The sequence below is a fragment of the Sphingomonas sp. genome, assembly GCF_050725575.1.
Lineage (GTDB): Bacteria > Pseudomonadota > Alphaproteobacteria > Sphingomonadales > Sphingomonadaceae > Sphingomonas.
Genome location: NZ_JBOHHW010000003.1, coordinates 214,911 through 231,213, shown reverse-complemented (window position 1 = coordinate 231,213; position 16,303 = coordinate 214,911). Strand labels below are relative to the sequence as shown.

The window sequence follows — 16,303 nt, the reverse complement described above, 5'->3', positions numbered from 1 at the left end:
TCTTCGAAGTTGATCCAGAATTGCAAATCGATCGGAGCCAACAGGGGGCTTCGTCCGCATTCGACAGGGGTCAATCATGAACAATGCATTTCGCCGCAGGCTGTTGGCATCGACGTTGCTCGTCGGTTCAATGGTCACCATGCCGGCATTCGCGCAAGACGCGCCGGCAGCGGCCGATCAGGCTGAGACTGCAACATTACCTCAGGCTGCTCAAACCGAGTCGAAGCCGGACGACATTGTCGTTACCGGTTCACGTATTCGTCGCGACAATTTTACCACGCCTTCGGTGGTGCAAGTGATCACCCGCGCTGACCGGGTCCTTGCCGGGTCGCGGTCTACGGCCGACATTCTGCAGAGTTCCTCGGTGACGTCCGGGACCTCGCAGATCAACGGGTCGTTCCTTGGCTTCGTGTCGGAGGGTGGCCCTGCCGCCAGCACTGTCGGTCTGCGCGGGTTGAGCTCGTCGCGTACCCTGGTCCTGCTTAACGGTCGTCGTCTGGCGCCGGCCGGTGTCGGGCCGCAGCTCGTCGCCGCCGATCTGAACGTCCTGCCGACCTCGGTGGTGCAACGTGTCGAAGTGCTGCGCGAGGGCGCCTCTTCGGTTTACGGGTCGGACGCGATCGCGGGCGTGGTCAACGTCATCACCGATACGAAGGTCAAAGGCCTCACTCTTGACGCGTTTACCGACCAGCCGGTGGAGCATGGCGGCGGCGGCCGGAACTATCGTCTGTCGGCAACCGCCGGGCATGTCTTCGAGCGTGGCCATATTACCGCGTCGTTCGAATATCGGGAGGTCACCGGCATGCGCGTCGGCGATCGCAAGGAATTCAGCTGCCCGCGCGATCTGTTTTTCAACAGTGCCGGTCAGGAAGTAGGTCAGGTCGATCCCGCAACCGGGCAGCTGCAGTGTTTCCCGTACACGACCGGCGGCGGCACCGGTACCGCCAGCGGATACGGCATCGCCCAGAGTTTCACCTTGCCGGCCAGCCGGCTCACTTATACCAACGGCGACATCAACAGCATCAGCGCCGTCAATGGTATCAACCGGGTATCGCCCAGCCAGCAGCAGTTGCGGGATCATGTGGTTTCGCCGGTGAGGACCTATACCGGCTATGTGAACGGAGCCTATGAGCTCGGCATTTTGGGCGATGCGGAGATTTACGGCGAAGCCCTGTTCACGCGCCGCGAATCGCATCAGGATTTCACGCGTCAGCTGAGCATCGATACGACGCCGGGCGTGCTGTCTCCGAACATCGAGATTTACGGCGGCAGTTATAACGGCAATCCGGTGTCGGCTTATGGCTTGCCAATGAGCCCATTCTATCCGAACGCGGTCGCGAATGCCGGTTATCAGGTCTTTACGCCGTTCATCGTGCCGAACAGGCAGTCGGTCAGCTCACAACGGGTGGATTTCTTCCGGGCGAATGGCGGTTTGCGCGGCAATACCGGCATTGGCGATTGGCGATATGACGCGAATTTCCAGTATTCGCGCACGCGGTCGCGGACCAGCATCACCCAGACGACGCGGGATCGCCTGAGCAACGTGTTGCAGACCGTGCTGGCACCGGCTGGAACGCCCGACAATCTGGTCACGACCGCTGTGGCGGGTCAGGCCGGCGCCGGAAACAGATATACCTGCGCCTCGAACGTCAGCGGCGGCGCGCTGATTGCGGGCGCTTCGTGCGTGCCGCTTAACATGTTCGATCCGTCGATCATGCTCGGCGGCAATATTCCGGACAATGTCTACAACTATCTATACCAGGATGACGTCGGCCATACGGCATTCAACCAGTCGACGATCTCGCTGAACCTCGATGGCACAGTGTTCAACCTGCCCGCCGGCCCGGTTCGTGTCGCGGTTGGGTATGAACATCGACATGACTTTATCAAGGATGTGCCGTCGATCGCCTCGCAGACCAAACAACTGTACAACTACACGTCTGCTGGCATCACCAAGGGCAGCGATACCGTCGACGAACTCTATGGGGAAATTGGCGTACCGCTGTTGAAGGACAAGCCGTTCTTCCACAATCTCGAGCTCAGCCTGTCGGGCCGTTATACTCACTATAAATCCTATGGTTCGGATTTTACCTATCATGTGAACGGCCAGTGGGCGCCGGCTGAATTCATCCGTTTCCGCGGCAATTACGGCACCTCGTTCCGCGCGCCGAATCTGTACGAGCAGTTCGTTGCGGACCAGACCGGGTTCTTCGGCGGTGACGCAGATCCGTGCACTGGCTTCGGTACCCTGCCGGCCACGTCCACCGTATACAAGAACTGCCTGGCCGCACTGACACCGATCCTTGGTGCGGGTGCGACCGGCTACATCGCCACGGCGGGACCGCAGGTTACGACCCGCGGCGGTGCCGGTCTTCTCAAGGCCGAGCATTCGACATCGTACGGCTTTGGCGCCGTTCTCACGGCACCTCGCAACGTTGCGGATCTGTCGTTTGCGGTGGATTACTTCAATGTCAGCGTTAAGGACGAGGTTACCACCCTTGGTACTCTGATCTTGCGCCGCTGCTACGAAGCGGAAGACTTCGGGCCGAACAATACATATTGCTCGCTAATTGGCGCGCGCCGTCCGGCGACTGATTCTCAAAAGGGCACGCTGTCGTCGTTCCTCAATCCGTACCTGAACGTGTCCGAACAACGGGCGTCAGGCATCGATTTCGACCTTCGATATGCCACCGGCCTGTTCGGTGGAAAGTTCCTGCTTACGGCACAGGCGACGCGTAACATCCATCAATATTATCAGCTTTTCGCCACGGATGAGCGCACCGACTATAATGGTACGCTTGGTGTTCAAGGCTTCGGGGCTGGTCCGAAATGGACAGCCAATGCGGATCTGCGGTACACGCTGCCGGGTGACGTTGTTACCTTCCGCTATGGCCTGCAATATGTCGGACCGCAGGATGCCTCTTCCTTGGTGGATCCGGTCACGATGTCAGTACCGTTCTTTCCCAATCAGGCCATCACCGCCGATCTCAGGGCCGAGCACTATTTCAACCATGGCGTCTCGATTCAGTTCAAGATCCAGAAGGTTGGCCAGGTCACGATGGGCATCAACAACCTGACCAATGCATTGCCGCCGCGGCTCAGCTCGTTCCCGACGACGGATGGCCAGTACACCCGGATCGGAAACTACTTCAACTCGAGCAACTACGACCTGCTCGGCCGCTCCTTCTTCCTGAACGTCACGCGGACGTTCTAAGGCGCGAGCGGATTCGCGAAATGGACTGACATGACCGGGCGGGGCGCAAGCCCCGCCCGGTTTTGTTTTCCGGCAAGCAATCCCACCACGCAGCGTATATGGCGGGCCTCGAAAACCCATATCTGGAGATATGTTTTGGCAGCAGTGCGGTCTCGTGCTTCCCCGGATCCAAGGGCACTCCTGCAGGACATCGTTGCGATGGCGGCACTGGATGCCGCCAAGGCGTGCGGCAGAGCACGTGCGGCGGTTCGTGACTATCCCGACTTGCCGTCGGCACATCGCGTCCTGGCGCTCACCTTGCGCCGCCTTGGCAACGTCAGCGAGGCCGAGCGCGTCGAATTGAAGGCAATCGAATTGGGTTTGCGCGTTCCCGCGGTCGCGGCCGCCGAAAAGGCATATGCGGAAGATCGCCTTGAAGAAGCCGAGCAACTGATCCGTCCTTATCTGCGGGAAAATCCTGAAGATCCGGGTGGGGCACTGATCCTGGGCAGCATCGCGCAACGCTGCGGCGCTGCCAAGGAGGCCGAGAATCTCTTTCGGCGCGCTATCCTGTTGGCGCCGGCCTATCTTGAGGCGCGGATGATGCTGACCAAGCTGCTCAACGAAAGCGGGCGGTATGACGAAGGATTGGCGTCACTGGAGGAGATTCTGTCGCGCGATCGCCAACACCTTGCCGCGCTGTCATTGAAAGCAACGGTTCTTGTTCAATATCGCAGGCTTGCCGAAGCGAAGCCGGTGCTGGAGCGCCTGTTACGAGTCCAGTCTGACGATGTTCTGACCTGGACCGGATACGCTCATCTGCTGAAAACCACAGGCGAGATAGGTGAAGCGATCGCTGCATATCGCAAGGCCGTGGGACTGGAATCTGGTCGCGGTATCGCCTGGTGGTCGATGGCCAACCTCAAAACCTTCGTTTTCAGCGCTGACGACATCGAAAAGATGAAGAGCGGGCTGAAACGCGATGACATAAATGACGAGGATCGCCTCCACCTTCATTTCGCGCTGGGTAAAGCGCTGGATGACGCTGGCGATCATGCCGCCGCCTTTGCTCATTACGCGCAGGGAAACGCGCTACGATGGACGCAGAAGCCGCATGACCCCGAGATCATTCACAGAAACGTTCAGAAAGCCGAGCGGACGTTCACCCCAGCGTTCTTCTCGGCAAGGGCGAACGCAGGCTATCCTGCGCGCGACCCGATCTTCATCGTCAGCCTGCCGCGTTCGGGTTCGACGCTGGTCGAGCAGATCCTGGCCAGTCATCCGGCCGTCGAAGGGACAGAAGAACTGTACGACATCGAGCGGATAGCGCTTGACCTTGCGCCCGGTGAACCCGCCGGATCCTATATGGATAAGCTCCAGAACCTGTCCCATGTGAAGCTGTACGAACTGGGCAGGCACTATATCGAGGCGACACGCCGCCACCGCCACACTGACCGTCCCCATTTCACCGACAAAATGCCGAGCAATTGGGTTTTTTCCGGCTTCATCCACGCTATTCTGCCTAACGCTAAGATCATCGATATCCGCCGGCATCCGCTTGGATGTGGTTTTGCGAATTTCGCTCAGCATTATAGTCGCGGTATCAATTTCTCTTATGACCTTGAGAGTACTGGAAGATTCTACGCGGATTATGTGCGTCAAATGGCTCATTTCGACGGGGGGGCGCCGGGTTTGGTGCATCGCATATTCTACGAAAATCTCGTCGAAGATCTGGAAGGAGAGGTGCGGCGCCTCCTCGATTATCTCGAGCTTCCTTTCGATGAGGCATGTCTGCGCTTTCACGAAAACAAGCGTGCCGTGCACACGCCCAGTTCCGAGCAGGTGCGGCGGCCGATCAACCGGGACGGCATGGAACGATGGCGCAACTATGAGCCCTGGCTGGGCCCGTTGAAGGATGCACTCGGGCCGGTGCTCGACCGCTATCCCGATGTGCCGGAGAAATGGCGGGATTGATTCCCGTCCATCGTCTGAGGCTTGGATCGAACGTCGGGCTATCGCGATCGCAAAGCGTTCCCTGGTGGTGTGCGGTTCTTTCTCCCGCACTTACCTCCCACACTTAATCTCGTCATGTTGTGGTTACGCCTTCCCGCACGGCATCAGGTTGGCCTATGTGTCGCGGATGAGTGAAGAGGCGTCGCAGTGAACGGACTACCGGCTATGACAGCCGTCTTGACTGGTGCTGCACTTGCCTTGCTTGTCGCCGGTGCGACATGGGTGCTGTATGTCGGCCTCAAAGCCAGGCGGGCAGCCGTGGCGACCAACCTCGCCAATGCTCGTCTCGAAGCGCTGCTCGCAGCCGCGCCGGCCCTGGCGATGATCGTTCGCGCCGATGGGCGCCTCGAACTGCCGGACCGGCTTGCCGATTGGCTCGGCCTGTCCTCGCCGCCGCGCTATCTTGCCGATCTGGCAGGCGGGCGGGTCGGCCTCACGGCGGACGATGCGGCCGCGCTCGCCAGCGATGTCGCAGCGGCGCAGAAGGCGGGGCGAACTTTCAAGCGGACAGTGCGGGCGCAAGGGTCGTCGCGGACATTGATGATCCAGGGCGTGCGCGCGCCTCGCGACCTGCAGGCGCCGGGCGGGGTCGTGCTGTGGGTGTTCGATGCCACCGAAAGCCAGGTCGAGATCGAGCGCCTGACCGAGGAGGGCGCGGGCGCGCGCGCAGCGTTCGACGCATTGACCGGCCTGATCGAGGCGGCGCCGCTGCCGATGTGGTATCGCGGCGCCGACCTGCGGCTGGCGATGGTCAATTCCGCTTATGTCGAGGCGGTCGAGGGTACCGATGCCGAGGATGTCGTGCGCCGCGGCGTCGAACTGGTCGAAGGGTCAGGGGTCGGCGGACCGCTGGCCAGTGCTGTGCTGGCGCGCGATACCGGCATGCCGCAGATGCAGGCGATGCCCGCGACCATTCGCGGCGCACGACGGATGCTGCGCGTCTATGACGTCCCGCTGCCGACCGGCGGGGTGGCGGGCTTCGCCGTCGACATCGAGGAACTCGAACAGGCGCGGTCGGGGATCAAGCGCTTCGGCGATGCGCAACGCGCGATGCTCGACCGGCTGTCGGCCGGGGTGGTGCAGTTCGCTTCCGACCGGACGCTGATCTTCTGCAACCAGCCGTTCCGGCGCCTGTTCGCGATGCGCAGCGAATGGCTGTCCGACCGGCCCGAATTCGACCGCGTGCTGGAACGCATGCGTGAAGCCAATCGCTTGCCCGAAGTGCGCGACTTTCCGGGCTGGAAGGCGGAGCGGCGCGACTGGTTCGTCGCGACCAGCGGGGCGATCGAAGAGAATTGGCACCTGCCCGGCGGGGTGCATCTGCGCGTCGTCGCGCAGCCCTTGCCCGATGGCGGCCTGTTGCTGATCTTCGAGGATCGCACCGAACAGGTTCAGCTCGCCAGCGCGCGTGACACCTTGCTGCGAGTGCGAACGGCGACGTTCGACAATCTCTACGAGGCGCTCGGCGTGTTCGCCGCCGATGGGCGGCTGCAGATCTGGAACAACAAGTTCCGCGCGTTGTGGGGATTCGATGAGGAGTTCCTATCGACTCATCCGCGCGTCGATGTGCTGGCCGAAGCGGCGGCAGCGAAGCTCGCCAACCCGGCGCGCGCGCAACTGATCGCCGACCTGGTGCGTGCGGCAACGGTCGAGCGGCAGCAGCGCGGCGGCCGGGTCGGTTTCGCCGACGGGCGGCATTTCGAATTCGCCGCAGTGCCTTTGCCCGATGGCAACGGCCTGTTCACCATGCTCGACATTTCCGACAGCCGCCAGATCGAGCGCGCGCTGCGCGACCGCAACGAAGCGCTCGAGGCGGCGGACCGGGTGAAGACCGCCTTCGTCGCCAATATGAGCTACGAACTGCGCACGCCACTGACCTCGATCAGCGGTTTCGCGGAGATGCTGAGCGAGGGCTATGCCGGGAAGCTCACCAAGTCGGCCGATGGCTATGTCGATGCCATCCTGGAATCGGTCGAGCGGCTCGGTCTGCTGGTCGACGAAGTGCTCGACCTGACCCAGAATGACGGCAAGACCCCCGCGCTGGAGATGCTCGAGGTCGATCTCGAACAGGCGGCACGTGCGGCGGCGGATTTGGTCGCGCCGATCGCGCGGCGCAAGAAGCTCGATTTCGCGATCGAAGTCCTGCCCTCGATCGGCAGCACCAAGGGCGATGCGAAGCGCCTGCGCCAGGTGATCGAGCATCTCCTGCGGCATGCGGTTCATGGCACGCCCGAGGGCGGGCGCATCCTGCTCCACGCCGACGGCACCGCGGCGGCGGCGCGGATCGTCGTGTCCGATGACGGCGCCGGGATGAGCAAGGACGCGGTCAAGCGCGCGTTCGATCGCTTTGCCCAGCCGGGCGTGACGCGTGGCGGCGAGCGGGCGCTCGGGCTGGGTCTGCCGCTCGCCAAGCAGTTCGTCGAGGCACATGACGGGACGATCGTCCTGGTGTCCGAACCGGGGCAGGGGACCTTCGTCACGGTCGAATTGCCGCGGCGCTGACGATGATTCCACTGGCAGACCCCGACGCAAGCCATGCTTTCGGTGCTCGCCTGGCCGCGCTCGTACAGCCGGGCGACGTCATCACACTCGAAGGCCCGCTCGGTGCAGGCAAGACCAGCATTGCCCGCGGCCTGCTCGCTGCGCTTGGCCTTGCCGGCGAGGCGCCATCGCCGAGCTTCGCTATCGTGCAGCCCTATGCCCCGCCCGAAGTGCGGTTGCCGGTGCTGCACATCGATCTCTACCGCATCGACGACCCGGACGAGATGGAGGAACTGGGCCTTGACGATGCGGCGTCCGATTCGCTGCTGATCGTCGAATGGCCCGAACGTGCGCCCGGATATTGGCCCGAGGCGCTGGCACTCACCTTGCAGATCACGCCCGACGGCGCGCGCGCCTTGACAGCGCGGGCCCCGGCGGCATGGAGGGCGCGATGGCACCAGATATGAACCCCCCGGCCGCCGCGGCCGATTTTCTTCGCGGCATCGGCTGGGCGGAGGCATCGATCCTGCCGCTGGCGGGCGATGCATCGTTCCGGCGCTATTTCCGCGTCGTCGACCATGACCGCAGTGCGGTGCTGATGGATGCGCCGCCGCCGCACGAGGATCCGCGACCCTTTATCGATATCGCGCGCTGGCTTGGCGAGCGGGGCTTCGCCGCCCCGACGATCCACGGCATCGACCTCGACAATGGCCTGGTCTTGATCGAGGATTTTGGCGATGCTCGCATGCGCGAGACGGTCGATGCCGCGCCGGAAAGCGAATTGCGGCTCTACGAAGCGGCGATCAACATCCTGATCCGGCTGCGCGATCATGAAGCTGGGCCGCTGCCCGATTACAATCTCTCCGAACTGCACCGCGAGGTCGGCCTGCTGACCGAATGGTATTGCCCGGCGGTCGGCATCGATGCGGACCTTCAGGGTTATCGCGACGCGTGGGATGCAGTGTTCGGCGCGACGCTGACCGGCCCGCGAGTGACGGTGCTGCGCGATTATCATGCCGAGAATCTGATGCTGATCGGCGCGGCAGCCGAGGGCGGCAGCGAGACGCTTGGGCTGCTCGATTTCCAGGACGCGCTGGCCGGGCACCCGGCCTATGATCTCGTCTCGCTGCTGCAGGATGCGCGGCGCGATGTGCCGCCCGCGCTCGAGGCGGCAATGCTTGACCGCTATCGCCGCATTACCGGCGTGGGTGACGAATTCGACACCGCCTATCATGTGCTCGGCGCGCAGCGGAATGCGAAGATCGTCGGCATTTTCACGCGGCTGTGGAAGCGTGACGGCAAGCCGCGCTATCCCGGCATGTGCCCGCGCGTGTGGCGCTATTTCGAACATGATCTGGCGCATCCGGCGCTGGCGCCGGTTGCGGCCTGGTTCGATGCCAATATCCCTGCCGACCTGCGCGGTGACCCGATGACGATCAGCGCCAGGGCGGACGGGCAATGAGCCTGAAAAAGAAGACGCTCGCGATCCGCCCCGATCCGGGCGGGATCGTGCCCGAAACCGCGATGCTGATGGCGGCGGGGCTGGGCAAGCGGATGCGGCCGCTGACCGCGACGCGGCCCAAGCCCCTGGTCGAGGTCGGCGGCAAGGCGCTGATCGACCATGTGTTCGACAAGCTGCGCGCCGCCGGGGTGAAGCGGGCGGTGGTCAACGTCCATTATCTCGCCGACGCGCTGCAGGCACATCTCGACAATCGGGTGAAGGGCATCGAGATCACCGTCTCCGACGAGCGCAAGCAGTTGATGGAGACCGGCGGCGGGATCGTTCAGGCGCGCGAACTGATCGGCGACCAGCCATTCCTGGTGATCAATTCCGACAATCTGTGGATCGACGGGCCGACCGATGCGATCCGTGCGCTTGCCGCGCGGTGGGATGATGACAAGATGGATGCATTGCTGCTGCTGGTGCCGCAGGCGCGCGCGCATTGCCATGCCGGACAGGGCGATTTCCGCGTCGCGCCGGACGGACGGATCATCGGGCGGCGCCAGCCGGGCAAGATCGCGCCGTTCGTCTATACCGGCGTGCAGATCCTCTCGCCGCGCGTGATTGCCGACTGGCCGGAAGGGCCGTTTTCGACCATGATCTTCTGGGAACGCGCGATCGCCGCGGGCCGCGCGTACGGGCTGGTGCATCAAGGGCTATGGTTCGACGTCGGCACGCCGGGGGCGATCACCAAGACCGAAGCCATGCTCGCTGATGGGTGAGGGGCCGAAGCCCACTCTTTATACGATACCGGCACACCGGGCCTTTGCCGACGCGCTGGCAGCGGGGCTGATCCGGCGTTTTGGCGGTGAGGCGATGGGCCTTGCCCGGGGACTCGTGCTGCTCCCCAACAATCGCGCCAAACGTGCGCTGACCGACGCATTCGTACGCGCCAGCGGTGGCGGATTGCTGCTGCCGCGACTGGTCGCGATCGGCGATCCGTCGCTTGACGAGGCGGCGGGGGCGGCGATCGACCCGGCCGACGCGCCGGAGCCGGTGCCGCCGGCAGTCGCGCCATTGCAGCGGCGGATGATCCTGGCTCGTCTCGTGTCGGAGGAACGCGCCCGTGCCGGCCAGCCGGTCGATGCGGCGGAGGCAGTGCGGCTTGCCGGCGAACTCGCCCGGACGCTCGATCAGCTGCTGGTCGAGGAAGTCGATCCCCGCAAGCTGCGCGAGCTGGAACTGACTCAGGAACTGTCCGACCATTGGCAAAAGGCGCTGTCGCTGTTCGGCACCGTGCTCGATCGCTGGCCGGAAGAGCTCGCCCGGCTCAAGCGCATCGATCTGGCCGATCGCCGGTCGCGGTTGCTCCGGCAACTTGCCGACCAGTGGCGACACGCGCCACCAGCGGGTTTCATCTGTGCTGCGGGCATCACCGACAGTGCCCCCGCCGTTGCCGGCCTGATGCGCTGCGTGTCCGAATCGCCGCAAGGCATGGTGGTGCTCGCCGACCTGGCGCTGGAGATGGAGGAGCGCGAATGGCTGGCGCTCGGACCGCATGATCCGGATCCGGTGACTGGCCTGCGTCGCCGGTCGATCGAGACGCATCCGCAATTCCACCTCAAGCTGATGCTCGAGCGGATGAGCGTCAACCGCGCCGAATTCACGCTGTGGCGCGAGGGCGGCGGGCATGATGCGACGATCGCGCGCGGCCGCGCCATCGCCAATGCGCTCGCCCCGGCCGAGTTCACCGGCAAATGGACCACGCTTGATGCCGATCAGCGGCGGCTGGCGGGCATTGTCGCCGCCGAACTGGCGACGCCGGCGGAAGAGGCGCAGGCGATCGCACTGGCGCTCCGCGAGGTGCTGGAAACCGAAGGCAAGACCGCTGCGCTGGTCACGCCCGATCGTGCGCTGGCCCGGCGCGTGGCGGCGCATCTCGCCCGCTGGGGGATCGAGATCGACGATACCGCCGGGCGACCTTTGTCGATCCTGCCATCGGGCACGCTGCTGACCGCATTGGCCGAAGCCGCAGTGCAGCGTTTCGCACCGCTCGCACTGCTTGCCCTGCTCAAGCATCCGCTGGTGCGGTTCGGCGACGCGCGCACGGCCTGGCTCGATGGTGCACGCAGCCTCGACCGCGTGCTGCGCGGGCCGCGGCCGACCGCCGGGCTGGCGGGGATCGACGCGCATCTCGCCGATGCGCCCGAGCGTGAAGCGAAGCGGCGTGCCGAAGCGGCGATCTGGTGGCCCGAGGCGCGGGCGCTGCTTGCGCCGATCGAGGCGCTGTTCGCGGGTGGGGCGCAGCCATTGCCGCTGATGGTCGCGGCGCTGCGCGAGACGGCACAAGCGCTGTGCGGCGACGCGTTGTGGAGCGGTCCCGCGGGCCGTGCCGCCGCGGAATTGTTCGCAGAGCTGGAAGCGCAGGCGGGATCCGGCCCGGCACTGGTCGAGCCGGAGAGCCTTGCGCCATTGCTCAAGACATTGATGGATGAGGTCGCGGTCAGACCACCGCAGGGCGGGCATCCGCGTCTCGCAATTTATGGCCTGATCGAAGCGCGGCTGCAGACCGCCGACCTGATGATCCTTGGCGGGTTGAACGAAGGCATCTGGCCGGGACAGCCCGCGCCGGATCCGTGGCTGGCGCCGCGGATCCGGAGCGAACTTGGCTTGCCCGGGCTGGAGCGGCGCGTCGGCGTCTCGGCGCATGATCTCGCCGGGGCATTGGGCGCGCCGGCCGCTTTGCTGACCCGCGCGCGTCGCGATGCGAAATCACCGGCGATTGCCTCGCGCTTCTGGCTGCGGCTTCAGGCGCTGGCGGGAGAGCGCTTCGACCGCGCCGTCACGCTGGAGGGCTGGACCCGCGCGCTCGACGATCCGGGCGAGCATCGGCCCGAAACTCAGCCCGCGCCATCGCCACCGGCCGAACTGCGCCCGCGGCGGATCGCGGTCACCGATGTCGACCGGCTCAAGGCCGACCCTTACGCCTTCTATGCCAAGCGCATCCTGCGGCTGATGCCGCTCGATCCGGTCGATGCCGACCCGAGCGCCGCCTGGCGTGGCAGCGCAGTGCATGAAGTGCTGGAGATGTGGGCGCGCGAGGATCAGTGCGATCCGGCGAAACTGCATGCCCGCGCCCTGACCATGCTGGCTGATGCGCACCCGCTGATGCAGGCGCTGTGGCAACCGCGGCTGATGGAGGCGATCGACTGGATCGTCGAGGAAACCGCGCGCCATGTCGCCGATGGCCGGACCCTGGTCGCGGTCGAGCAGGACGGCAAATGCGAGATTGCCGGGGTCGAGCTGACCGGCAAGTTCGACCGTGTCGACCGGCTGCCCGGCGGCGGTCTGGCGATCATCGATTACAAGACCGGCAAACCACCCTCGCCGGCGGCTGTGATGGAGGGATACAGCCTGCAGCTCGGCCTGCTCGGGCTGATCGCCGAACGCGGCGGATTCGCCGATGCGAAGGGCCGCGCCGATGCGTTCGAATATTGGTCGCTGTCGCGCAAGAACGGCAAGTTCGGCTATATCGAAAGCCCGGTCGATCCGGAGGGCAAGCGCAACCGTATCGTCACCGCTGACTTCACCGCCGTCGCCGCGCGCAATTTCACTGAGGCAGTGCGCGAATGGCTGACCGGCGACGCGCCGTTCACGGCCAAACTCCATCCCGAATATGCGCCCTATGCCGATTATGATCAGCTGATGCGGCGCGACGAATGGTATGGGCGCGAGCGTGGATAGAGGCCCTCTTCCGATCCTGACGGGCAATCAGGCGCGGGCAAGTGATCCGCGCAAGCATGTCTGGCTGTCTGCATCAGCAGGAACAGGGAAGACGCAAGTGCTGGCGGCGCGCGTATTTCGGTTGTTGCTTCAAGGCGTCGATCCCGGTGCGATCTTGTGCCTGACCTTCACGAAGGCCGGTGCAGCGGAAATGGCGGGGCGGATCAATCGACAACTTGCGGCATGGGTGCGCATGCCGAAAACAGATTTGTTTCGCGATCTGGATGCGCTCGGCGAGGCGTCGGGCGAAGGGGCGATTGAGCGCGCCCGGACCCTGTTCGCCAAAGTGCTCGATGCGCCCGGTGGCGGCATTCGTATCCAGACCATCCATGGCTTCTGCCAGAGCCTGCTTGCCGCTTTTCCGATCGAGGCCGGGCTGGTGCCGGGCTTCCGCCCGCTCGAGGCGCGCGAGGAATCGGTGCTGGCGCGTGAAGCCCTGGCCGAAATGCTGGTCGATGCGAGCCAGCACGCGATCGACACGGTCGGCGCGCTGAGCCTCAGGCTCGGCGAGGGCGAGGCGGAGACTTTCCTGCGCGACTGCGCCCGCTCGCTGGCGGCCTTGCAGCAATTGCCGATCGACCTGCAGTCCTTCCTGCGCCGCGAACTCGATCTGCCCGAGGGCGATATCGAGGAAGCCATCGCCGCGGCGTGCGACGACAGCGCGTTCGATCATGAGACGCTCGATGCGATCGGCGGGTTCAACGCCAGCTGGGGCACCAAGAGCGGGATCGAACGTGCGGCGCAGGTATCGGCCTGGCTCGACCGCTCCCCGGCCGAGCGCGCGGCGACGCTCGGCGAGCTCAACAAGATCTGGGCCAAGGCCGATCTCGATATCCGCTCGTTCGGCAAGGGGCAGGCACCGCAGGATCCCGACTATGCCGATCTGGCGACCGGCATGTATGATTATTGCGCCAATTTGCTGCAGATGCGCGTGCGCGGCGCCTATGCCGATCTGCTCGCGGATGCGCTGAGCGTCGGGCGCGATTATGCCAATGCCTATGCGCTGGCCAAGCGCCGTGTCGGCGCGGTCGATTTCGACGATCTGATCCACTCGGTGGTCGAGCTGCTCGCCCAACCCGGTATGGGCGAATGGGTGCGCTACAAGCTCGATCAGGTCACTGAGCACATCCTGATCGACGAGGCGCAGGACACCAATCCGCGGCAATGGGCGATCGTTGCGGCACTGGCCGAGGAATTCTTCTCCGGTCTTGGCGTGCATGGCGATCGCACCCGCACCCTGTTCACCGTCGGCGATTACAAACAGGCGATCTTCGGCTTTCAGGGTACCGATCCGATCTTCTTCCGCGCCGCCGAACAGCGCTTCCTCGCCAAGGCCGAGGCGATCGGCGACGACGGCGTGCCGTTCGAGCGGCTGTCGCTGACCGCGTCGTTCCGTTCGACCCGACCGGTGCTGGAATTCGTCGACGCGGCGATCGACTCGATCGGCGATCCGGGCCTCGGAGAAATCGCCGATCGCGAACTCCATGCCAGCGAAGTCGCTGGCCCCGGTACGGTAACCCTGTGGCCGCCCGTCATCACCGGCGGCAGCGAGGAGGATGCCGAGGGCTGGATCCCGGATGCGACCCGCGCGCTTGCGGCACAGATCGCCCGCGCGGTGAAGGACTGGCTCTACGGCCCGGTCCCTTTGATGCTGGAGAGCAAGGGACGCGTCTTGCGGCCCGAGGATGTGATGATCCTGGTCAAACGGCGCGGTGAACTCGCCTCGCTGATTGTGGCGCGGCTTTATGCCGAGGGGGTGCCGGTCGCCGGCGTCGACCGGCTGCGCCTCAACGCGCCGCTCAGCGTGCAGGATCTGCTTGCCGCGATCCGCTTCGTGCTGCAACCGGGCGACGATCTGTCGCTGGCGAGCCTGCTCGTCTCGCCGCTGATCGGCTGGAGCCAGGACGAGCTGATGGCGGCCGCACCGCGTGGTTCGGGCAGCCTGTGGGCGCATCTGCGCCGCACTCAGCCGGCGCAGCGACTTGCGCCGTTGCTGGCGATGCTGGCGCGCGCCGACATAGCGACGCCTTACCGCTTCCTCGAAGAACTGCTCTCCGGCCCGCTCGACGGGCGGCGCAAGATGCTGCGGCGGCTTGGCCAGGAAGCGCGCGATCCGATCGAGGAACTGCTCAACGCCGCGCTCGATTTCGAAACCCAGTCGACTCCGTCCTTGCAGCGTTTCCTCGACTGGTTCGATCGCGGCGATGTCGAGATCGTCCGCGATCCGTCGGCGCCGCTCGATGCGGTGCGGGTGATGACCGCGCATGGCGCAAAGGGGCTGCAGGCACCGCTGGTCATCCTCGCGGATGCGACCGCCGACCCGTCGCGCACCCCCGCGCGGATGCTGAAATGGGCGCCCGATGGGGGTGACGCCTTCCCGATCTTCCGGCCGCGCGCCGCCGAGATCGGCGGGCCGCTGACCGAACTGGTCGAGCGCACCTCGCGCCGCGAGCTGGAGGAGCATTGGCGGCTCTTCTACGTTGCCGCGACCCGCGCGGAAGAGCGGCTGATCGTGGCGGGAGCGCTTGGCCCGATGGCAAAAGGCGAACCGCCGGAGACCAGCTGGTACGCCGCCTCGCACCGCGCTTTTACCGCGCTCGGCATCGAGGCGTCCGAAGAGGCGCGGCATTATGCCGGGCGCACGCCGCAGCGCCCCATCGCCGCCGACAAAAGGGGGGGCGGTGGGCGCGCATCGACGATCGATCTGCCCGACTGGGCGAAACGAAAGGCGCCGGTCGAGGCGCGTCCGCCGCGCCCGCTGGCGCCATCGTCACTAGGCGAGGACGCCGTCGCCGATCCGCCGCCATCGCCGGTTCTGCGCCTGGCGGCCGAGCGCGGGCGGTTGATTCATGCGCTGTTCGAGCGCTTGCCGGCGGTCGCAACCGATCAGCGCGCCCAGGCCGCGGAGCGCTGGCTCGCGGGGGCAGGGGGTGTCGAGTCCCCGGCGGAGCGGGCCGAGATCGCTGCGACGGTGCTCGCGGTGCTCGACGACAGCCGCTTCGGCGATCTGTTCGGCCCGGACTCGCTCGCCGAGGCGCCGATCGCCGCGGTGGTTGCCGACGGCGTGGTGGTGTCGGGCACGGTCGATCGCCTGCTCGTCACGGAGTCGAGGGTGCGGGTGATCGATTTCAAGACCGGGCGCTACGCCCCGGCGACGCCGGCGGATATCCCGACCTATCATTTACGCCAGATGGCGGCCTATGGCGCGGCGCTCGCGGCGATTTTCCCTGACCGCGCGATCGACATGGCCTTGCTCTACACTGCGGGGCCAGTGCTGTTCGAACTGCCGCCTGCCATGCTCGACGCGCACAAGCCCGGCTATGCCCCAATGGAGCAAAGCTTGACCCTCAGTGCTTGAGCGAACCCCACCCCTTCCCTAAATTAGTCGCAAC

General features: G+C 65.1%; 8 protein-coding genes. All 8 read left to right on the top strand.

Going from position 1 to position 16,303, the window contains the following annotated elements; genetic code table 11:
• The first annotated feature begins 76 nt into the window (after positions 1-76).
• Complete coding sequence (locus ACRECS_RS03805; RefSeq protein WP_431581621.1) at positions 77-3,214, top strand: TonB-dependent receptor domain-containing protein; 3,138 nt, start codon at positions 77-79, stop codon at positions 3,212-3,214.
• 198 nt (positions 3,215-3,412) lie between these two features.
• Positions 3,413-5,167 (top strand): sulfotransferase, encoded by a 1,755-nt coding sequence (locus ACRECS_RS03800; RefSeq protein ID WP_431581620.1) that lies wholly within the window; start codon positions 3,413-3,415, stop codon positions 5,165-5,167.
• Positions 5,168-5,371: 204 nt separating this feature from the next.
• Positions 5,372-7,708 (top strand): PAS-domain containing protein, encoded by a 2,337-nt coding sequence (locus ACRECS_RS03795; protein ID WP_431581619.1) that lies wholly within the window; start codon positions 5,372-5,374, stop codon positions 7,706-7,708.
• 2 nt (positions 7,709-7,710) lie between these two features.
• Positions 7,711-8,154, top strand: a complete 444-nt coding sequence (tsaE, locus tag ACRECS_RS03790) for a tRNA (adenosine(37)-N6)-threonylcarbamoyltransferase complex ATPase subunit type 1 TsaE (protein ID WP_431581618.1) — start codon at positions 7,711-7,713, stop codon at positions 8,152-8,154.
• A complete protein-coding gene (locus ACRECS_RS03785) occupies positions 8,151-9,149 on the top strand; it encodes an aminoglycoside phosphotransferase family protein (RefSeq protein ID WP_431581645.1) in 999 nt (332 codons plus the stop codon). The genes tsaE and ACRECS_RS03785 overlap by 4 nt, the downstream gene beginning before the upstream one ends.
• Positions 9,146-9,910 (top strand): nucleotidyltransferase family protein, encoded by a 765-nt coding sequence (locus tag ACRECS_RS03780; RefSeq protein ID WP_431581617.1) that lies wholly within the window; start codon positions 9,146-9,148, stop codon positions 9,908-9,910. The genes ACRECS_RS03785 and ACRECS_RS03780 overlap by 4 nt, the downstream gene beginning before the upstream one ends.
• Positions 9,903-12,872, top strand: a complete 2,970-nt coding sequence (addB, locus tag ACRECS_RS03775) for a double-strand break repair protein AddB (protein WP_431581616.1) — start codon at positions 9,903-9,905, stop codon at positions 12,870-12,872. Before ACRECS_RS03780 ends, addB begins: the two co-directional genes overlap by 8 nt.
• Entirely contained in the window at positions 12,853-16,269 is a 3,417-nt protein-coding gene (addA, locus tag ACRECS_RS03770) for a double-strand break repair helicase AddA (RefSeq protein WP_431581615.1), read from the top strand. Before addB ends, addA begins: the two co-directional genes overlap by 20 nt.
• Positions 16,270-16,303 lie beyond the last annotated feature (34 nt).

Excerpts from the sequence above, each read along its gene's own strand:
- ACRECS_RS03780 (WP_431581617.1), top strand. The coding sequence starts at position 9,146 with ATGAGCCTGAAAAAGAAGACGCTCGCGATCCGCCCCGATCCGGGCGGG.
- tsaE (WP_431581618.1), top strand. The coding sequence starts at position 7,711 with ATGATTCCACTGGCAGACCCCGACGCAAGCCATGCTTTCGGTGCTCGC.
- ACRECS_RS03785 (WP_431581645.1), top strand. The coding sequence starts at position 8,151 with ATGAACCCCCCGGCCGCCGCGGCCGATTTTCTTCGCGGCATCGGCTGG.
- ACRECS_RS03805 (WP_431581621.1), top strand. The coding sequence starts at position 77 with ATGAACAATGCATTTCGCCGCAGGCTGTTGGCATCGACGTTGCTCGTC.
- addA (WP_431581615.1), top strand. The coding sequence starts at position 12,853 with ATGGGCGCGAGCGTGGATAGAGGCCCTCTTCCGATCCTGACGGGCAAT.
- ACRECS_RS03795 (WP_431581619.1), top strand. The coding sequence starts at position 5,372 with ATGACAGCCGTCTTGACTGGTGCTGCACTTGCCTTGCTTGTCGCCGGT.
- addB (WP_431581616.1), top strand. The coding sequence starts at position 9,903 with ATGGGTGAGGGGCCGAAGCCCACTCTTTATACGATACCGGCACACCGG.
- ACRECS_RS03800 (WP_431581620.1), top strand. The coding sequence starts at position 3,413 with ATGGCGGCACTGGATGCCGCCAAGGCGTGCGGCAGAGCACGTGCGGCG.